Source organism: Enterobacter cloacae complex sp. IR5384, from assembly GCF_049237265.1.
Lineage (GTDB): Bacteria > Pseudomonadota > Gammaproteobacteria > Enterobacterales > Enterobacteriaceae > Enterobacter > Enterobacter cloacae.
Map to the genome: position 1 here is coordinate 85,401 of NZ_JBMKHJ010000014.1, position 20,515 is coordinate 105,915.

The following is a 20,515-nucleotide window of genomic DNA, read 5'->3' on the forward strand; positions in this document are numbered from 1 at the left end:
CCCTGGTCCCTAAAGGAGAGGACGATGGTTGCGGTAAGAAGTGCACATCTTAATAAAGCTGGTGAGTTTGACCCTCAAAAATGGATCGCAAGTCTGGGAATTTCCAGCCAGCAGTCGTGTGAACGCTTAACCGAAACCTGGGCCTATTGTCAGCGCACCACGCTGGGGCATCCGGACGCCGAGCTGCTGCTGTGGCGCGGCGTGGAGATGGTCGAAATCTTATCCATGCTCAATATGGATATCGAAACGCTGCAGGCCGCGCTTCTGTTCCCGCTTGCCGATGCGGACGTCGTCACGGAAGACGTGCTGCGTGAAAGCGTCGGAAAATCGGTCGTGGCGCTGATCCACGGTGTCCGCGATATGGCGGCCATTCGTCAGCTTAAAGCCGCGCACACCGATTCCGTCTCCTCTGAACAGGTCGATAACGTTCGCCGGATGCTGCTGGCCATGGTGGATGATTTCCGCTGCGTGGTGATCAAGCTTGCCGAGCGTATCGCCCACCTGCGTGAAGTGAAGGACGCGCCGGAAGATGAGCGCGTACTCGCCGCCAAAGAGTGTACAAACATCTATGCGCCGCTGGCGAACCGCTTAGGCATTGGTCAGCTCAAATGGGAGCTGGAAGACTACTGCTTCCGTTACCTGCACCCGGCGGAATATAAGCGCATAGCGAAACTGCTGCATGAACGCCGTATCGACCGCGAACACTATATTGAAGAATTTGTCAGCGGGTTGCGCCAGTCGATGAAGGAAGAGAACGTCCGTGCCGAAGTGTACGGTCGGCCAAAGCATATCTACAGCATCTGGCGCAAAATGCAGAAGAAACACCTCGCCTTTGACGAGCTGTTCGACGTGCGTGCCGTGCGTATTGTGGCGGAGCGTCTGCAGGACTGCTACGCCGCACTGGGGATCGTGCACACGCACTTCCGCCATCTGCCGGATGAGTTCGATGACTATGTCGCCAACCCGAAACCTAACGGCTACCAGTCTATTCATACCGTGGTGCTGGGCCCCGGCGGTAAAACGGTTGAAATTCAGATCCGTACCAAACAGATGCACGAAGACGCCGAGCTGGGTGTCGCCGCGCACTGGAAATACAAAGAGGGCACCTCGGGCGGAGCGCGCACCGGTCACGAAGACCGCATTGCCTGGCTGCGTAAGCTGATTGCGTGGCAGGAAGAGATGGCCGACTCCGGCGAGATGCTCGACGAAGTGCGCAGCCAGGTCTTCGACGACCGGGTGTACGTCTTTACGCCGAAAGGGGACGTTGTCGACCTGCCTGCCGGGTCAACGCCGCTCGACTTTGCCTATCACATCCACAGCGATGTCGGGCACCGCTGCATTGGCGCGAAAATCGGCGGGCGCATTGTGCCGTTCACCTACCAGCTGCAGATGGGCGATCAGATTGAAATCATCACCCAGAAGCAGCCAAACCCGAGCCGTGACTGGCTGAACCCGAACCTGGGGTATGTCACCACCAGCCGCGGACGCTCCAAAATTCACGCCTGGTTCCGTAAACAGGATCGTGACAAGAACATCCTTGCCGGTCGCCAGATCCTGGATGACGAGCTGGAGCATATAGGCATCAGCCTGAAAGAGGCGGAGAAGTTCCTGCTGCCGCGTTACAACTTTAATGAGCTCGATGAGCTGTTAGCGGCCATTGGCGGCGGCGATATTCGTCTCAACCAGATGGTGAATTTCCTGCAGGCGCAGTTCAACAAGCCAAGTGCGGCAGAGCAGGATGCGGCGGCGCTGAAACAGCTGCAGCAGAAAACCTACGCCCCGCAGCAGCGCAGCAAAGACAATGGCCGCGTGGTGGTGGAAGGCGTCGGCAATCTGATGCACCATATCGCCCGCTGCTGCCAGCCTATCCCGGGGGACGACATCGTCGGCTTTATCACCCAGGGGCGCGGGATTTCGATTCACCGCTCAGACTGTGACCAGCTTGCTGAGCTGCAGTCGCATGCGCCGGAACGCATCGTTGAAGCCGTCTGGGGTGAAAGCTACTCTGCCGGCTACTCGCTGGTGGTGCGCGTCACCGCCAACGATCGCAGTGGACTGCTGCGCGACATTACGACCATTCTTGCCAATGAGAAGGTCAACGTGCTGGGCGTTGCCAGCCGCAGCGATACCCGCGAGCAGCTTGCCACCATCGATATGACCATCGAAATCTACAACCTGCAGGTGCTGGGCCGCGTGCTTGGCAAACTGAACCAGGTCCCGGATGTGATTGACGCGCGTCGTCTCCACGGCGGTTAAACATCCTCTTCTGTAAGCCGGGTAAGGCAACGCCGCCACCCGGCATTTTTTCATCAGGACAGTACTATGACTCAAATCGACCGCCTGCTCGGCATCATGAAACGCCTGCGCGACCCGGAAAACGGCTGCCCGTGGGATAAAGAGCAGACTTTCGCGACTATCGCCCCGTACACCCTCGAAGAGACCTATGAAGTACTGGACGCCATTTCACGTGAGGACTTTGACGACCTGCGCGGCGAACTCGGTGACCTGCTGTTCCAGGTGGTGTTCTATGCGCAGATGGCGCAGGAAGAGGGACGTTTTAATTTTAACGATATCTGCGCCGCCATTAGCGACAAGCTTGAGCGCCGCCATCCGCATATCTTTGGCGATGCCACGGCGGGCAACAGCGCGGAAGTGCTGGCGCGCTGGGAGCAGATTAAAAGCGCCGAGCGGGCTGAAAAATCCCAACACTCCGCGCTGGATGACATCCCGCTGAGTCTGCCCGCCCTGATGCGTGCCCATAAGATCCAGAAACGCTGCTCGGCAGTAGGGTTTGACTGGCACTCGCTTGGCCCGGTACTGGACAAAGTCCATGAAGAAATCGACGAAGTGATGCACGAAGCGCAGCAGGCCGTGGTGGATGAAGCAAAGCTTGAAGAAGAGATGGGCGATCTGCTGTTTGCCACCGTCAACCTTTCGCGCCACCTGGGTGTAAAAGCGGAAACGGCCCTGCAAAAAGCCAACCTTAAGTTCGAACGACGCTTTCGCGAAGTCGAGCGCATTGTGGCCTCGCGCGGCCTGGAAATGACCGGAATTGACCTCGATGTGATGGAAGAAGTCTGGCAGGAAGTAAAACGCCAGGAATCTGATCTCTAACGGAATTTTGCGATCAAGTGCAATTTGTGTGATTTTTTAAATGACAAGCGCTTGATTTGCGTCAAAAACATTTACCCAAAAGGGGCTATTTTCTCACTCCTTATGTTTGTCATGGCCTGGAATGGAGACGGAGAATGAAAGTTTGTGGCGCTCGCCGTGTTCGGGTATACTACTTTCCCGTCCTGGTTATTCCATCGTTTCACCCTAACTTCTCAGGTTCAGCATGACAACGAACTATATTTTTGTGACCGGCGGGGTCGTATCCTCTCTGGGTAAAGGCATTGCCGCAGCCTCCCTCGCAGCCATTCTTGAAGCCCGTGGCCTCAATGTGACCATGATGAAACTGGATCCGTACATCAACGTCGATCCTGGCACCATGAGCCCAATCCAACACGGGGAAGTGTTCGTTACTGAAGACGGCGCTGAAACCGATCTGGATCTTGGCCACTACGAGCGTTTCATTCGCACCAAAATGACCCGTCGTAACAACTTCACGACTGGCCGTATCTACTCCGACGTTCTGCGTAAAGAGCGCCGTGGTGATTATCTGGGTGCAACCGTACAGGTTATCCCGCACATCACTAACGCTATCAAAGAACGCATCATTGCGGGTGGCGAAGGCCACGACGTGGTGCTGGTTGAAATCGGCGGTACCGTAGGTGATATCGAATCCCTGCCGTTCCTGGAAGCGATTCGCCAGCTGGCGGTTGATATCGGTCGTGAACACGCGCTGTTCATGCACCTGACGCTGGTGCCTTACATGGCAGCCGCAGGTGAAGTGAAAACCAAACCGACTCAGCACTCCGTGAAAGAGCTGCTCTCCATCGGTATTCAGCCTGACATTCTGGTTTGCCGCTCCGATCGCGCGGTTCCGGCGAACGAACGTGCGAAAATTGCATTGTTCTGTAACGTGCCTGAAAAAGCCGTTATTTCAATGAAAGATGTCGATTCCATTTATAAAATCCCGGGCCTGTTGAAATCACAGGGCCTGGACGATTATATTTGTAAACGATTCAGCTTGAACTGTCCGGAAGCTAACCTGTCTGAATGGGAACAGGTTATTTATGAAGAAGCCAATCCGGCTGGTGAAGTGACTATCGGTATGGTCGGCAAGTACATCGAGCTGCCGGATGCCTATAAGTCCGTTATCGAAGCGCTGAAACACGGTGGTCTGAAGAACCGCGTCTCCGTGAACATCAAGCTGATTGATTCGCAGGATGTTGAAACACGTGGCGTCGAAATTCTGAAAGATCTGGATGCGATTCTCATCCCTGGCGGCTTCGGCTACCGTGGTGTAGAAGGCAAGATCGCCACTGCACGCTATGCGCGTGAAAACAATATTCCATACCTCGGCATCTGCCTGGGTATGCAGGTTGCGCTAATCGAATTTGCGCGCAACGTAGCGGGAATGGAAAACGCGAACTCTACGGAATTTGTGCCAGACTGTAAGTACCCTGTAGTGGCGCTTATCACTGAATGGCGCGACGAAGACGGTAACGTCGAAGTCCGTACCGAGAAGAGCGATCTGGGTGGCACTATGCGTCTTGGCGCACAGGCCTGCCAGCTGTCTGACGATAGCGTGGTTCGTAAGCTGTATGGCGAACCGGTCATCACCGAGCGTCATCGTCACCGCTATGAAGTCAACAACATGTTGTTGAAACAAATTGAAGCTGCGGGTCTGCGTGTTGCGGGCCGCTCCGGGGATGATCAGTTAGTCGAGATCATCGAAGTGCCAAACCACCCGTGGTTTGTCGCCTGCCAATTCCACCCGGAATTTACTTCAACGCCACGTGACGGGCATCCGCTGTTTGCAGGTTTCGTGAAAGCCGCCAGCGAGTATCAGAAGCGTCAGGCGAAGTAAAAAAGTTAGAACGGCAACGCGTACCCCCGGTACGCGTTGTTTGTCTGGAGTTTTAGTTTAACTTGTACTGAGGAAAATCTAATGTCCAAAATCGTTAAAGTCATCGGTCGTGAAATCATCGACTCCCGTGGTAACCCGACCGTTGAAGCCGAAGTTCATCTGGAAGGTGGTTTCGTCGGTATGGCAGCTGCTCCATCAGGTGCTTCTACTGGTTCCCGCGAAGCGCTGGAACTGCGCGATGGCGACAAATCCCGTTTCATGGGCAAAGGCGTACTGAAAGCTGTTGGCGCTGTAAACGGTCCTATTGCTCAGGCAATCATTGGCAAAGACGCTAAAGACCAGGCTGGCATCGACAAGATCATGATCGATCTGGACGGTACTGAAAACAAATCTAACTTCGGTGCGAACGCAATCCTGGCGGTTTCCCTGGCGAACGCCAAAGCCGCTGCGGCAGCGAAAGGTATGCCACTGTTCGAGCACATCGCTGAACTGAACGGCACCCCAGGCAAATACTCCATGCCTGTACCAATGATGAACATCATCAACGGTGGTGAGCACGCAGACAACAACGTTGATATTCAGGAATTCATGATTCAGCCAGTTGGCGCGAAAACCCTGAAAGAAGCAGTACGTATGGGTTCTGAAGTGTTCCACAACCTGGCTAAAGTTCTGAAAGCAAAAGGTATGAACACGGCTGTGGGTGACGAAGGTGGCTACGCGCCAAACCTGGGTTCTAACGCAGAAGCACTGGCTGTTATCGCTGAAGCAGTAAAAGCCGCTGGCTATGAGCTGGGCAAAGACATCACTCTGGCGATGGACTGCGCAGCGTCTGAATTCTACAAAGACGGTAAATACGTTCTGGCTGGCGAAGGCAACAAAGCGTTCACCTCTGAAGAGTTCACTCACTTCCTGGAAGACCTGACCAAACAGTACCCAATCGTTTCTATCGAAGACGGTCTGGACGAGTCTGACTGGGATGGTTTCGCATACCAGACTAAAGTACTGGGCGACAAAATCCAGCTGGTTGGTGACGATCTGTTCGTAACCAACACCAAGATCCTGAAAGAAGGCATCGAGAAAGGCATCGTTAACTCCATCCTGATCAAATTCAACCAGATCGGTTCTCTGACCGAAACTCTGGCTGCGATCAAAATGGCGAAAGACGCTGGCTACACCGCTGTTATCTCTCACCGTTCTGGCGAAACTGAAGACGCTACCATCGCTGACCTGGCTGTTGGTACCGCTGCTGGCCAGATCAAAACCGGTTCTATGAGCCGTTCTGACCGTGTTGCTAAATACAACCAGCTGATTCGTATCGAAGAAGCGCTGGGCGAAAAAGCACCATACAACGGTCGTAAAGAGATCAAAGGCCAGGCATAATTGCTTAAGCCTTAAAATGAAAATGCCAGTCGAAAGACTGGCATTTTTTTTGGTTATTTGAAATCAACCGCCATTTGCTCCGGGATGCTCAACCCCCGGGTAGTTTGTACGCAGCGGGCAATATAGTCCGTAAAACGCGGCGGTTTAGGCATGCCCATACTGAGCAGCTTGTCGTTGCTAAAACGTACGTTCAGCGTGGCAAAGGCCCCGTATAAGCGCATTGCTCTCAGCATCAGCCGTTCGTTGCAGGGGCCAAAAATATCCTTCAGCTCACGGCGCATTCTGACCAGCGTTTCGTAACTTACCTGGGCATACTTATCACCGACCGGGGCTTTCTCCAGCGCCTGTGCCATCGCATTATCAATATCCGCAAAGCGCACGCTGTTCTCTTCTCCGGCAGAAATATGTACCACTTCTCCCGGCTGCGCAGTGCTGTTAAGCAGCATCAGCAGTGCATCGGCGCAGTAATCCACCGGGACGACATCTATTTTGTCTTCCATTGAGCACATGAATTTTTGCAGCATTAGCCCCATGCTGAAGACCCAGAAAATACTGCTCGACGGCGTACAGCCATGACGGGTATGGCCGACCACGATGGACGGACGGGCGATGAGCAGCGGCAGGTTGGGGCAGTGCTGGCGCATCAGTTGTTCAATGGTGGATTTCGAATACGTATATTCCACCAGATGCTCGGCGTTTTCTCTGAACTCCGCGCTTTCGGCGACCAGCGAATCCTGCTCCGGCGTGCACGACATGGCTGTTCCCACATGCAGAAAGCGCTGTAAACCGACAACCTGATTCATGCGTCTGGCGAGCGCCAGCGTCCCTTCCACATTCACTTTCCAGATCAGCGGATTGTTACCAAATGACGCGACGGCCGCGCAGTTAAGAACATGCGTCACCTGCTCCAGACGCGGGTCGTTCAGGAATCCCTCCGGCTGGCTGAGATCGCCGATAAGGATATTCTCCTCACTCAACGCGGCCAGCGTCTCCTCTGAAACCTTGAATTTACGCATGTTGTCCCGCACGCGTTCCAGCCCTTGTTGCGGGTCACTGGCGCGCGCAAGCAGCAGTAATTTTACTGAACTATTGCTGGTCAGTATTTTTTCAAGTACTGCACCGCCCAGAAAACCAGTCACGCCTGTAATAAATAACATATTAATCTATACCGTCTCATAATGATTGATGAGGCGGATTGTAGGCAGGCAAAAGTAAACGGCATTTAAATAGAAAAATGGCAAAGCTGACGGCGTCTTAAGCTTATTTTAAGGTAAGGAATTCAGGTGGAAATATTGGACACTAGCGGAGTAAGAAAAATTCAATTTATAAATAAAATAATTTTAACATACTGATTTTGTTCTATTATTTGTGCGATTTTATTGCTTTTAATACGCATTGAATATGTAATAAATAAAATAATTTGTTACACCATTATGCCGCGCACGAAATAACCGTATCAGCACTGAAATGGAATCGACATCACGCCATGCAGGCTATTTTATCTAGCCTGCAAAGGGTTTTAGAGTAATAAAGGCAGCGTTGCGCTCGCGGTTTGCTGGCTAACTTCACCGTAATGGCCATCAATCGCAATCAGGGAAGTTGTAAGTAACTCAACCAGTAACATTACGCCCACTTTAGCATTGAGCGCGCCTGCGCTGAGTGGCCCTTCCGGTTTTGCGGCGACCAGCTGCATATCGCTAAGCGAAGCCAGCGGGCTGCGGGGCGTATTGCTAAGGGATAACACCTTAACGCCGCGTTTGCGTGCAAGTTTTACGACGTGGAGCAAATCCCGCGTTGAACCGGAACTGGAAATGGCCACCACCAGCGTCCCTTCTGAAAGCGTTGCTGCATTCATGGCCGCACGATGCATATCGCTAAAAAGCTGTGCAGGTTTGCCGAGTCGCAACAGTTTGTAATGTAAATACTCACCGAGGATCGCGCTGGCGGCCACCCCATATATTTGTACGGCTTGCGCCTGATGCAGCGCCTGAGCGGCCTTTTCCAGCAGTGCTCTGTCGAGCAGTCTGGCGGTATCCTGCAGCGCCTGAACAGACTCATCGACGACGTTATCAATTTCGTCCCCGGCCACGCGTGCGGGCTGACCCTGCTGAATATCCAGCGCCAGTGCCATCTTGAATTCGTTATAGCCTTTGCAGCCGAGCGTCCTGCAAAGACGCGTCACGCTGGCTTCACTGGTGTGGCTCTCCCGTGCCAGTTCGGTGATCGTCAGGTAGAGCACCCGGGCCGGATCGTTGAGAACAAACTCTCCCAGTTTTTTTTGCGTGGGGCTGTACCCGGAAGCCTCCTGGCGCAGCTTCAGCAGCAGGTTTTCATGGTCTGACATGCTAGATCCTTAATGCGTTTCTCTGCGTCCTAGTGTGGCGGAAAGCGGGGCAGGGATGCCAGTCATTTCGAAAAAGTATGATCGTCCTCCTGGTTTTTGATGGTAATTTTCACTATTAAATATAATTATGGTAAAAATTTTCATCGTTAACTAAGGGGATGAAAAAATGATGCAAATGTTCAGTGGTGCTTCGTCCGGCGGATGGTTTGAAAAAGCGCAGCGCTTTGGCAAATCCTTTATGTTGCCCATCGCCGTACTGCCTGCGGCTGGTCTGCTGCTGGGGATAGGCGGCGCGTTATCGAATCCCAATACGCTTACGGCATATCCGTTTTTAGATGTGGACTGGTTACAGGTTATTTTCACCATCATGAGCAGCGCCGGTTCGATTGTGTTCGCGAATCTGTCGGTGCTGTTTGCCGTTGGGGTTGCCGTCGGGCTGGCAAAAAATGATAAAGGTACGGCAGGGCTGGCGGCGTTACTCGCGTTTCTGGTCATGAATGCCACCATTAACGCACTGCTGATCCTCACCGGAAAACTGGCGCACGAGAATCCCGGGGCGGTCGGGCAAGGCATGACGCTGGGGATCCAGACGCTGGAGACCGGCGTATTTGGTGGGGTGGTCATTGGTCTTGTGACCTGCGCGCTGCATCATCGGTTTAATAAGATCGCGCTGCCACAATTTCTGGGATTCTTTGGCGGGTCACGCTTTGTGCCGATTATCAGTTCACTGGCTGCGATCCTGGTCGGAGCCTTAATGACCGTAGTCTGGCCACATTTCCAGAAGCTGATCTTTGGTCTGGGCGGGCTGGTGGATGCGACCGGTTATCTGGGAACACTGCTGTACGGCTTCATTTTGCGCATGCTGGGCCCGTTCGGTTTACACCACATCTTCTACCTTCCGTTCTGGACCACCGCGCTTGGCGGCAGCGAGATTGTCAACGGGCAACTGGTTGAAGGTACGCAGCGGATCTTCTTCGCTCAGCTGGCCGATCCCACGACGCGCCAGTTTTATGAAGGAACGTCGCGCTTCATGTCCGGGCGCTTTATCACGATGATGTTTGGTTTGCTCGGGGCCTGCCTTGCGATGTACCACACGGCTAAACCGGAGAACAAAAAACGCGTCGCGGGGTTGTTGCTTTCAGCGGCATTAACCTCCTTCCTTACGGGGATCACCGAGCCCATCGAGTTCTCCTTCCTGTTTATCGCGCCGGTGCTGTACGTCATTCACGCATTTTTTGACGGGCTGGCGTTTATGCTCGCGCATATTTTACACATCACCATTGGGCAGACCTTCTCCGGCGGTTTTATCGACTTTGTGCTGTTCGGCATTTTGCAGGGGGAGGCCAAAACCCACTGGATGTTAGTGCCGCTGGTGGGCGTACCGTGGTTCTTCCTCTATTACTTCACGTTCCACTATCTGATTAATCGCTTTGATTTTGCCACGCCGGGTCGGGAAAAGGAGGCGGTGGCCAATGACGTGACGTTCGCCCAGAACGAACGCGCAAGTGCGGTGATCGCCGGACTGGGCGGAAAAGACAATCTGGAAGAGGTGGACTGCTGCGCCACGCGTCTTCGCGTCACGGTTAAAGACGGCAGCAAAGTGAATGACGCGGCGCTGAAAGCCACCGGTGCGCGCGGCGTGATTGTGCGCGGGAATGGCGTTCAGGTCATTTATGGTCCGCATGTCACGATTATCAAAAACGAAGTGGAAGAGATCTTATCGTAATGAAAACTGTACTGGATACCCTGAAGGGAAAACTGCTCGTCTCCTGTCAGGCGCTTGAGAACGAACCGTTGCATAGCCCGTTTATTATGTCGCGGATGGCGCTGGCGGCGCGTCAGGGAGGGGCTGCGGCCATCCGTGCCAACAGCGTGGCGGATATTGAGGCGATCAAAGAGCAGGTTACGCTGCCGGTTATTGGTATCATCAAGCGGGAGTACCCCGACAGCGAGGTGTTTATCACCGCGACGATGAAAGAGGTGGATGAACTGATGACCGTCTCCCCGGCGATCATTGCGCTTGATGCGACCGACAGGGCGCGGCCTGGCGGGGAATCTCTGGCAACGCTGGTTACGCGCATTCGTACCCGTTATCCCTCGGTGCTGCTTATGGCTGATATAGCCACTGTTGATGAGGCCGTGATGGCGCAGGCGCTGGGGTTTGATTGTGTCGGGACCACGCTTTACGGCTATACCGCGCAGACCGCCGGACACGCCTTACCCGATGATGACTGTCAGTTTCTGAAAACGGTACTGGCAGCCGTCACGGTACCGGTGGTGGCCGAAGGTAACGTGGACACCCCGGAACGCGCCGCCAGATGTCTGGCGCTGGGGGCGCATATGGTGGTGGTGGGCGGGGCAATCACCCGCCCGCAGCAGATTACGGAACGCTTTATGGCGGCAATTGACGCGCAAAGCACCGATCGAGCATGACCATCTCACGGGGATCTGCGATACTTATCGTTTATCCCCTTAACTGAGATGACTATGCAGTACCCGATTAACGAGATGTTCCAGACCCTGCAAGGCGAGGGTTACTTTACCGGCGTTCCCGCAATTTTTATTCGTTTACAGGGATGCCCGGTTGGCTGTGCCTGGTGTGATACCAAACATACGTGGGATAAACTCGCAGATCGGGAAGTGTCGCTGTTTAGCGTTCTGGCGAAAACCAAAGAGAGCGATAAGTGGGGTGCTGGCAGCGCGGAAGATCTGCTGGCCATTATAGGCCGCCAGGGCTGGACGGCGCGCCATGTGGTCATTACCGGGGGCGAACCCTGCATCCACGATCTGACGCCGCTGACCGAACTGCTCGAAAAGAACGGCTATAGCTGCCAGATTGAAACCAGCGGTACGCATGAAGTGCGCTGCTCCCACACCACCTGGGTAACGGTATCGCCTAAAGTAAACATGCGCGGCGGCTACGACGTACTGTCTCAGGCGCTGGAACGTGCTGATGAGATTAAACACCCGGTAGGGCGAGTACGTGATATCGAAGCGCTGGATGAACTGCTGGCGACGCTGACGGACGAAAAACAGCGCGTGATTGCGCTGCAGCCTATCAGTCAGAAAGAAGACGCCACGCGCCTGTGCATTGAAACCTGTATCGCGCGTAACTGGCGCCTTTCGATGCAGACGCACAAATACCTGAATATTGCCTAAAAAAAAGCCCGGTGGCGCTAGCGCTTACCGGGCCTACGGTTCCAGGCTTTTGTTGGCCGGGTAAGGCGAAGCCGACCCCCGGCAAGCATCACTCGCCGCGATACACGCAGCCTGCCGTACAGGTCTCTTTGATCATCACTGCGCTCAGCAGCGGTACCAGCGGTTTCATCTGATCCCAAATCCATTTTGCCAGCACTTCGCTGGTCGGGTTTTCAAGGCCCGGGATATCGTTCAGGTAATAGTGATCCAGACGATCGTAAGTCGGCTTAAATGCCGCCTTCAGCTCAGCAAAGTCCATGATCCAACCGGTATGCGGATCAACTTCACCGGTGATCTCAAGACGCACCATAAACGAATGCCCGTGCAGACGGCCGCATTTATGTCCTTCAGGAACATGCGGAAGGTGGTGGGCGGCTTCGAAGGTGAAATCTTTAAACAGTGTGGTGGACATGATCGCTCTCAGTAATGCGGAAAAAACCGCCGCATAGTACCGGAAAGCACAATTTTTAGCATTAACTAAAACGGCCTTTACCTTTATTGCAGCAAAAAAGCCGTCGCTTTGTGATTTATATCCTTATTTTACAGTCGGTTAGTTTATCGCTTTTACCGTTAAGAACGATAACTAAAACAGGTTAGTCCATTTGGTTATTTATTATTTCCATCCCTTCTTTAATTGTTATTATCCTCGCCGTTAACCTTATCTTCAGTTTGGATTTATTCGCTTAAAGTCCGCTTGGCTACTGGAACATAACGACGCATGACAACACAGGCCCCACCTTCAAATTTGCTTCCCCTGAACCCGGAGCAACTGGCGCGCCTTCAGGCTGCCACCTCTGATTTTTCTCCCACCCAGCTTGCCTGGGTCTCTGGCTATTTCTGGGGAATGCTCAACCAGCAGCCTAGCGCTGTGGCTGCGGCTCCGGCAACGGCGGTAGAAATTCCTGCCATTACGCTTATCTCCGCTTCGCAGACGGGCAATGCCCGCCGCGTGGCAGAAGCGCTGCGTGACGACCTGCTGGCCGCCAAACTGAACGTGAACCTGGTAAACGCAGGGGATTATAAATTCAAACAGATCGCGTCAGAAAAACTGCTGGTGGTTGTGGCCTCAACGCAGGGAGAGGGTGAACCCGCTGAAGAGGCGGTCGCGCTGCATAAATTCCTGTTCTCGAAAAAAGCGCCCAGACTCGATGGCACTGCGTTTGCCGTGTTCGGCCTGGGCGATACCTCTTATGAATTCTTCTGCCAGTCCGGCAAAGATTTTGACAGCAAGCTGGCGGAGCTGGGCGCAGAGCGCCTGCTGGACCGCGTTGATGCAGATGTGGAATACCAGGCTGCCGCTGCAGAGTGGCGTGCGCGCATTGTTGACGTGCTGAAAGCACGCGTACCGAAAGAGACACCAGCCCAGGCTGCGATCACCGCGACCGGCGTGGTCAACGACATTCACACCAGCCCGTACACCAAAGAGGCGCCGCTGTCGGCAAGCCTGTCGGTTAATCAAAAAATTACCGGCCGCGACTCTGAAAAAGAGGTGCGCCATATCGAGATCGATCTGGGCGACTCGGGTCTGCGTTATCAGCCTGGCGATGCGTTGGGGGTCTGGTATCAAAACGATCCAGCGCTGGTCAAGGAGCTGGTCGAACTGCTGTGGCTGAAAGGCGACGAGCCTGTCACCGTCGAAGGCAAAACGCAGCCGCTCTCTGAAGCGCTGCAGTGGCACTTCGAGCTGACGGTAAATACCGCCAATATCGTTGAAAACTATGCCACCTTAACGCGCAGCGAATCGCTGCTGCCGTTAGTCGGCGATAAGGCGAAGCTGCAGCATTACGCGGCGACCACACCGATTGTCGATATGGTGCGTTTCTCTCCGGCACAGCTGGATGCCGACGCGCTGATCGGCCTGCTGCGTCCGCTTACGCCGCGTCTGTACTCCATTGCCTCATCGCAGGCTGAAGTCGAGAGCGAAGTGCACATCACCGTGGGCGTGGTGCGGTACGACATCGAAGGCCGTGCCCGCGCGGGCGGTGCCTCCAGCTTCCTGGCCGATCGCGTGGAGGAAGAGGGCGAAGTGCGCGTCTTTATCGAGCACAACGACAACTTCCGTCTGCCGGCGAACCCGGAAACGCCGGTAATCATGATTGGCCCGGGTACCGGCATTGCGCCGTTCCGTGCCTTTATGCAGCAGCGTGCGGCGGACGAGGCACCGGGTAAAAACTGGCTGTTCTTCGGCAACCCGCACTTTACCGAAGATTTCCTCTATCAGGTTGAGTGGCAGCGCTACGTGAAAGAAGGGGTGCTGACCCGTATCGATCTGGCCTGGTCGCGCGATCAGAAAGAAAAAGTATACGTACAAGATAAACTGCGCGAACAGGGCGCAGAGCTGTGGCGCTGGATCAATGACGGTGCCCACATTTATGTCTGCGGTGACGCCAATCGCATGGCGAAAGACGTTGAGCAGGCACTGCTGGAAGTGATTGCCGAATTCGGTGGTATGGATGCCGAAGCGGCGGATGAATTTTTAAGTGAGCTGCGCGTTGAGCGCCGTTATCAGCGAGATGTCTACTAATGAGCGAAAAACATCCAGGACCCCTGGTGGTCGAAGGTAAACTGTCAGACGCCGAGCGCATGAAGCTGGAAAGCAACTATCTGCGCGGCACCATTGCTGAAGATCTGAATGACGGTCTCACCGGCGGTTTCAAAGGCGACAACTTCCTGCTGATCCGTTTCCACGGCATGTATCAACAGGACGACCGCGACATTCGCGCCGAGCGTGCTGAACAGAAGCTGGAGCCGCGTCACGCGATGCTGTTGCGCTGCCGTCTGCCGGGCGGAGTAATCACCACGACACAGTGGCAGGCGATAGATAAATTTGCCGGTGAAAACACCATTTACGGCAGCATTCGTCTGACCAACCGTCAGACCTTCCAGTTCCACGGCATTCTGAAGAAGAACGTGAAGCCGGTACACCAGATGCTGCACTCCGTCGGACTGGACGCGCTGGCGACGGCCAACGACATGAACCGTAACGTGCTCTGCACCTCGAACCCGTATGAGTCCGAGCTGCACGCTGAAGCCTATGAGTGGGCGAAGAAGATCTCCGAGCACCTGCTGCCGCGTACCCGCGCTTATGCGGAGATCTGGCTCGATCAGGAAAAAGTCGCGACCACCGATGAAGAACCGATCCTCGGTCAGACCTATCTGCCGCGTAAGTTCAAAACCACGGTGGTGATCCCGCCGCAGAACGACATCGATCTGCACGCCAACGACATGAACTTTGTGGCAATTGCCGAAAACGGCAAGCTGGTGGGCTTTAACCTGCTGGTGGGCGGCGGTCTGTCCATTGAACACGGTAACAAGAAAACCTATGCCCGCACCGCGAGCGAGTTCGGCTTCCTGCCGCTGGAGCACACGCTGGCCGTGGCGGAAGCGGTGGTCACCACCCAGCGCGACTGGGGTAACCGTACCGACCGTAAAAACGCGAAAACCAAATACACCCTGGAGCGCGTGGGCGTTGAGACGTTCAAAGAGGAAGTGGAGCGTCGCGCGGGGATCAAATTTGAGCCGATCCGCCCTTACGAATTCACCGGTCGCGGCGATCGCATCGGCTGGGTAAAAGGCATCGACAATAAATGGCACCTGACGCTGTTTATCGAAAACGGCCGTATTCTGGATTACCCGGGCCGTCCGCTGAAAACCGGCCTGCTGGAAATCGCGAAGATCCACAAAGGTGAGTTCCGCATTACCGCCAACCAGAACCTGATTATTGCTGGTGTGCCGGAAAGTGAAAAGGCGAAAATTGAGGCGCTGGCGCGTGACCATGGGTTGATGAATGCGGTCAAACCGCAGCGCGAAAACTCGATGGCCTGCGTGTCGTTCCCGACCTGTCCGCTGGCGATGGCGGAAGCGGAACGTTTCCTGCCGTCATTTACGGACAAAGTGGAAGCGATTCTGGAAAAACACGGTATTCCGGACGAGCATATTGTTATGCGCGTTACCGGCTGTCCGAACGGTTGTGGCCGCGCGATGCTGGCCGAGCTTGGGCTGGTGGGGAAAGCGCCGGGTCGCTATAACCTGCACCTGGGCGGTAACCGTATCGGCACGCGTATTCCGCGTATGTTCCGCGAGAATATCACTGAGCCAGAAATTCTCGATTCTATCGACGAGCTTGTCGGGCGCTGGGCGAAAGAGCGCGAAGCGGGTGAAGGCTTCGGCGACTTTACGGTGCGTGCGGGCATTATTCGCCCGGTGCTCGATCCCGCAAGGGATTTCTGGGAGTAACCACGAGAGGTAATTATGTCCGTACTCGATCTAAAGGCGCTTAACGCATTGCCAAAAGTCGAACGCATTCTGGCACTTGCAGAAACCAACGCCCAACTGGAAAAGCTGGACGCCGAAGGGCGCGTGGCGTGGGCGCTGGAAAACCTGCCGGGTGACTACGTGCTGTCGTCGAGCTTTGGCATTCAGGCGGCGGTCAGTTTGCATCTGGTGAATCAGATCCGCCCGGATATTCCGGTGATCCTCACCGATACCGGCTATCTGTTCCCGGAAACCTACCAGTTTATCGATGAGCTGACGGACAAGCTTAAGCTGAACCTGAAAGTGTACCGCGCGGAGCAGAGCGCGGCCTGGCAGGAGGCGCGCTACGGCAAACTCTGGGAGCAGGGCGTTGAGGGCATTGAGAAATACAATGAGATCAACAAGGTCGAGCCGATGAACCGTGCGCTGAAAGAGCTGAACGCTCAAACCTGGTTTGCCGGTCTTCGCCGCGAGCAGTCCGGCAGCCGGGCCACGCTGCCGGTGCTGGCGGTGCAGCGCGGCGTGTTTAAAGTGCTGCCGATCATCGACTGGGATAACCGTACGGTGTACCAGTATCTGCAAAAGCACGGGCTGAAATACCATCCGCTGTGGGATCAGGGCTACCTGTCCGTGGGGGATACCCACACCACGCGCAAATGGGAACCGGGAATGGCGGAAGAAGAGACGCGATTCTTTGGGCTGAAGCGCGAGTGCGGGTTACACGAAGGGTAATGATCTTTCCTCCCTCTCCCGGTGGGAGAGGGTTGGAGTGAGGGCATCAGGCCGCACAGCGTTCAAAAACCTCAGGCTTTCCCCGCTTTCGCCAGCTCCTTCACCAGCGGCAGCATCACTTTCACCACATCGCGGCTGCGGTGCTCAATGCGCTGCGGCAGTGCGCTATCAATATGCTGCTGATTATCCAGCATCACGTTATGCCAGCTCGTCCCGTCCGGAAAGGCTTTCGTTTTAGCCCGCTGCTGATAGCCATCTTTCTTGCCTAACGCCCAGTTGGTGGCTTCGACGTACAGCACCGGGATGCCCGCTTTATCGAACACTTCACCATCGTTACAGCAGCCCGTTCCGCGCGGATAAGCCGGATTGCCGCCAGGATTGGTCGTGGCATACACGCCATGGCTGCGCGCAATTGCCAGCGCCCGGTCACGGGTCAGTTTACGCACGGTACCCGGCGTACTCTGTCCGCTATTAAAATAGAGCTTATCGCCAACGATTAAATTATCGAGGTTAATCACCAGCAGTGTATTTTTCTTCTCCTCAGCGCTCATGCGCTTAAGGAAATTCTCCGCGCCGAGTTTGCCTTCCTCTTCGCCGCTGGTTGCCACAAAGCGAATACCGTATTTTGTCGGAATGTTTTTCATTCGCTCGGCCAGTTCAAGCATCACGCCCAGACCCGCCGCGTTATCGTCCAGCCCCTGCAGCGTCAGCCCGCCCAGATTGTTATCGGTATCGGCGTCGCTCATGGGCGCGTAAGTGTCCAGGTGCGCCATAATAATGATCTGCTCAGCCGCGCTACCTTCATGTGCCGCAATAACGGTACTGCCGGTCACGTTATGCCAGTTTTTTGTTTTATTTCGTGAGGTGTAGATATAGCGGCTGTGAAACGAGCGGATATCGCTCTGGTAGCCCATATCGGCAAACTGCTGGCGAAGATAGTCAGCGGAAAGCATTTCCGCAGGGGAACCGGTCATGCGTCCGGGAAAAACGGTGGCAATATGCCGCGCCTGCATATTGGCGATTTCACCATACGGTTGATTTTTTGCCTGAGCCGGAAGGATAAAGCAAACGCCGAGCGCCAGGGCAACGTATCGGTGGCGCATTGCGGAAAACATAGTGAGTCCTTAAAAACAGAGCAAAATTATAACCCGCTTAGTATGAAACTGTGATCGGCCACACACAATTTGAATTGCTCTTAAATGCCCGAAATTTCGCGTGTTAAGCACTTTTTGATATTTGCTTTTTCATCGCGTTATTCCATTGAGTAACTACTCATTCCAATTCGTAATTTCATTCGGTCTAAGCCGCCCCCTATAGTCCCTCTATTCCTCGTTGTTAGTGAGTTGTTGCTTGTGGACTATCTGCCCCTTTTTGCTGCGATTAAAGAAAAACCGGTACTGGTTGTGGGTACGGGTGAAATTGCCGATCGCAAAATCGCGTTTCTGCAGCGCGCGGGCGCGCAGGTGCGGGTTGTCGCAGAAGCGGAGTTCGACGAGTCACAAATCGACAGCGTGGTGCTGGTGATTGCAGCGACGGAGGATCGCGAACTCAACCGACGCGTCTCCGAGGCCGCTCAGGCGCGTTACCGCCTGGTGAACGTGGTCGACGACCAGCCTTTGTGCTCGTTTATCTTCCCGTCGATTGTCGACCGCTCGCCGCTGCTGGTGGCGATCTCCTCCGGCGGTACCGCACCGGTGCTGGCGCGCGTGCTGCGGGAAAAGATTGAAGCGCTGTTACCAACCAGTCTCGGACGTATGGCAGAGAAAGCGAGCTACTGGCGCAACCATCTGAAAACCCGCCTGACCAGCGTAACGGAACGCCGTCGCTTCTGGGAGCGGGTATTCCGTGGCCGCTTTGCCAGCCTGATGCACGCCGGTAATGAGACGGCAGCGCAAAAAATCCTCGAAGACGAGCTGGATAACCCCGGCAGCACGGGCGGCGAGATCATTCTGGTAGGTGCTGGTCCGGGTGATGCCGGGTTACTGACCTTACGCGGACTGCAGGTGCTGCAGGACGCGGACGTGGTGTTCTATGACCATCTGGTCACCGACGGTGTGCGCGAGCTAATTCGTCGCGATGCCGAGCAAATCTGCGTGGGTAAACGCGCAGGCGAGCACTCGGTACCGCAGCACGACACCAATCAGATGCTGGTTGCCGCAGCGAAAGCAGGCAAAACCGTGGTGCGCCTTAAAGGGGGCGATCCGTTCATCTTTGGTCGCGGTGGCGAAGAACTGCAGGCGGCAGCCGAAGCGGGCGTGCCGTTCCAGGTGGTGCCGGGGATTACGGCGGCCTCCGCGGTAACGGCCTACGCAGGTATTCCGCTTACGCACCGCGATTACGCCCAGAGCGTGACCTTTGTGACTGGTCATTATAAGGCCGACAGTACGCCGTTTGACTGGTCGCATCTCGCCCAGAGCCGACAGACGCTGGCCATCTATATGGGCACCATGAAGGCGGCGGACATCAGTGAACAACTTATTCAGCACGGTCGCGAGGCGACAACGCCGGTGGCCGTGATTTCTCGCGGTACCCGCGTCGATCAGCGTGTGGTGACCGGTACGCTACAAGACCTTGCAGTCCTGGCGAAAGACGCCCCGATGCCCGCGCTTATCGTGGTGGGCGAAGTGGTACAGCTGCACAGCACGCTCGCCTGGTTTCAACATACAACAGACTCAGAGGGGTTTGGCTCCTCTGTGGTGAATCTGGCTTAAGGAACGGTTATGGACCAAAAACGACTTACTCACCTGCGACAGCTTGAAGCGGAAAGTATCCATATTATCCGCGAAGTGGCCGCCGAGTTCTCTAACCCGGTGATGATGTACTCCATCGGTAAAGATTCCAGCGTGATGCTGCATCTGGCGCGTAAAGCGTTTTATCCGGGTACGCTGCCGTTCCCGCTGCTGCACGTGGATACCGGCTGGAAATTCCGTGAGATGTATGAGTTCCGCGACCGTACCGCCAAAGCCTATGGCTGTGAGCTGCTGGTGCATAAAAACCCGGAAGGGGTGGCGATGGGCATTAACCCGTTTGTTCACGGCAGCGCCAAACACACCGACATCATGAAAACCGAAGGGCTGAAGCAGGCGCTGAACAAGTACGGTTTTGACGCCGCTTTCGGTGGTGCGCGCCGTGACGAGGAGAAATCCCGCGCCAAAGAGCGTATTTACTCCTTCCGTGACCGCTTCCACCGCTGGGATCCGAAAAACCAGCGTCCTGAGCTATGGCACAACTACAACGGCCAGATCAACAAAGGCGAAAGCATTCGCGTCTTCCCGCTCTCCAACTGGACCGAGCTGGATATCTGGCAGTACATCTATCTGGAAAATATCGAGATCGTTCCGCTTTACCTGGCGGCTGAGCGCCCGGTGCTGGAGCGCGACGGCATGCTGATGATGATCGACGACGATCGCATTGATTTACAGCCGGGCGAAGTGATCAAAAAACAGATGGTGCGTTTCCGTACTCTTGGTTGCTGGCCGCTGACCGGCGCGGTGGAGTCCAACGCGCAAACGCTGCCAGAAATCATCGAAGAGATGCTGGTATCGACCACCAGCGAGCGACAGGGGCGCGTCATTGACCGCGACCAGGCAGGCTCGATGGAGCTGAAGAAACGTCAGGGTTATTTCTAAGGA

Annotated in this window: 16 protein-coding genes; 12 read left to right on the forward strand and 4 right to left on the reverse strand. The window is 55.0% G+C overall.

Annotation, left to right across the window (positions count from 1 at the left end):
• Nucleotides 1-24 precede the first annotated feature (24 nt).
• From relA to eno, 4 genes are all read left to right on the forward strand, one after another.
• Complete coding sequence (gene relA, locus ACOTX3_RS13550) at nt 25-2,256, forward strand: GTP diphosphokinase (RefSeq protein ID WP_013098518.1); 2,232 nt, start codon at nt 25-27, stop codon at nt 2,254-2,256.
• A gap of 66 nt (nt 2,257-2,322) precedes the next feature.
• Nucleotides 2,323-3,114 (forward strand): nucleoside triphosphate pyrophosphohydrolase, encoded by a 792-nt coding sequence (gene mazG / locus ACOTX3_RS13555; RefSeq protein WP_058679587.1) that lies wholly within the window; start codon nt 2,323-2,325, stop codon nt 3,112-3,114.
• A gap of 223 nt (nt 3,115-3,337) precedes the next feature.
• Complete coding sequence (pyrG, locus tag ACOTX3_RS13560) at nt 3,338-4,975, forward strand: glutamine hydrolyzing CTP synthase (RefSeq protein WP_013098516.1); 1,638 nt, start codon at nt 3,338-3,340, stop codon at nt 4,973-4,975.
• A gap of 81 nt (nt 4,976-5,056) precedes the next feature.
• Nucleotides 5,057-6,355: a phosphopyruvate hydratase gene (eno, locus tag ACOTX3_RS13565; RefSeq protein WP_013098515.1), complete on the forward strand. Its 1,299-nt coding sequence runs from the start codon at nt 5,057-5,059 to the stop codon at nt 6,353-6,355.
• 53 nt (nt 6,356-6,408) lie between these two features.
• Here eno and ACOTX3_RS13570 read toward each other — a convergent pair whose 3' ends face one another.
• Both ACOTX3_RS13570 and ACOTX3_RS13575 read right to left on the reverse strand, forming a co-directional pair.
• Nucleotides 6,409-7,518, reverse strand: a complete 1,110-nt coding sequence (locus ACOTX3_RS13570) for an SDR family oxidoreductase (protein WP_032618765.1) — start codon at nt 7,516-7,518, stop codon at nt 6,409-6,411.
• 356 nt (nt 7,519-7,874) lie between these two features.
• Entirely contained in the window at nt 7,875-8,699 is an 825-nt protein-coding gene (locus tag ACOTX3_RS13575) for a MurR/RpiR family transcriptional regulator (RefSeq protein ID WP_029883910.1), read from the reverse strand.
• 166 nt (nt 8,700-8,865) lie between these two features.
• Here ACOTX3_RS13575 and ACOTX3_RS13580 point away from each other — a divergent pair, with 166 nt between their 5' ends.
• From ACOTX3_RS13580 to queE, 3 genes are read left to right on the forward strand one after another with little or no spacing between them, the layout of a single operon-like run.
• Nucleotides 8,866-10,425, forward strand: a complete 1,560-nt coding sequence (locus ACOTX3_RS13580; RefSeq protein ID WP_058679586.1) for a maltose/glucose-specific PTS transporter subunit IIC — start codon at nt 8,866-8,868, stop codon at nt 10,423-10,425.
• Nucleotides 10,425-11,132, forward strand: coding sequence for an N-acetylmannosamine-6-phosphate 2-epimerase (locus ACOTX3_RS13585; RefSeq protein ID WP_058679585.1), 708 nt, complete (start codon nt 10,425-10,427; stop codon nt 11,130-11,132). The genes ACOTX3_RS13580 and ACOTX3_RS13585 overlap by 1 nt, the downstream gene beginning before the upstream one ends.
• Nucleotides 11,133-11,186: 54 nt before the next feature.
• Entirely contained in the window at nt 11,187-11,858 is a 672-nt protein-coding gene (gene queE, locus ACOTX3_RS13590) for a 7-carboxy-7-deazaguanine synthase QueE (RefSeq protein ID WP_013098510.1), read from the forward strand.
• 88 nt (nt 11,859-11,946) lie between these two features.
• On the opposite strand, the gene queD is transcribed toward queE, so the two are convergent.
• Nucleotides 11,947-12,309 (reverse strand): 6-carboxytetrahydropterin synthase QueD, encoded by a 363-nt coding sequence (queD, locus tag ACOTX3_RS13595; RefSeq protein WP_010434567.1) that lies wholly within the window; start codon nt 12,307-12,309, stop codon nt 11,947-11,949.
• Between the two features lie 306 nt (nt 12,310-12,615).
• Between queD and cysJ the strand changes: the two genes are divergently transcribed.
• The 3 genes from cysJ to cysH are packed head-to-tail and all read left to right on the forward strand — an operon-like array spanning nt 12,616 to nt 16,883.
• A complete protein-coding gene (cysJ, locus tag ACOTX3_RS13600) occupies nt 12,616-14,421 on the forward strand; it encodes an NADPH-dependent assimilatory sulfite reductase flavoprotein subunit (protein WP_127869046.1) in 1,806 nt (601 codons plus the stop codon).
• Entirely contained in the window at nt 14,421-16,133 is a 1,713-nt protein-coding gene (gene cysI, locus ACOTX3_RS13605; protein WP_020689304.1) for an assimilatory sulfite reductase (NADPH) hemoprotein subunit, read from the forward strand. The genes cysJ and cysI overlap by 1 nt, the downstream gene beginning before the upstream one ends.
• A 15-nt stretch (nt 16,134-16,148) precedes the next feature.
• Nucleotides 16,149-16,883, forward strand: coding sequence for a phosphoadenosine phosphosulfate reductase (cysH, locus tag ACOTX3_RS13610; protein ID WP_048971744.1), 735 nt, complete (start codon nt 16,149-16,151; stop codon nt 16,881-16,883).
• A 71-nt stretch (nt 16,884-16,954) separates the two neighbouring features.
• Here cysH and ACOTX3_RS13615 read toward each other — a convergent pair whose 3' ends face one another.
• Entirely contained in the window at nt 16,955-17,998 is a 1,044-nt protein-coding gene (locus tag ACOTX3_RS13615) for an aminopeptidase (RefSeq protein ID WP_013098506.1), read from the reverse strand.
• A gap of 246 nt (nt 17,999-18,244) precedes the next feature.
• Here ACOTX3_RS13615 and cysG point away from each other — a divergent pair, with 246 nt between their 5' ends.
• Nucleotides 18,245-19,594, forward strand: coding sequence for a siroheme synthase CysG (gene cysG, locus ACOTX3_RS13620; protein ID WP_161496891.1), 1,350 nt, complete (start codon nt 18,245-18,247; stop codon nt 19,592-19,594).
• Between the two features lie 9 nt (nt 19,595-19,603).
• A complete protein-coding gene (gene cysD, locus ACOTX3_RS13625; protein WP_008499613.1) occupies nt 19,604-20,512 on the forward strand; it encodes a sulfate adenylyltransferase subunit CysD in 909 nt (302 codons plus the stop codon).
• The last annotated feature ends 3 nt before the right edge of the window (nt 20,513-20,515 follow it).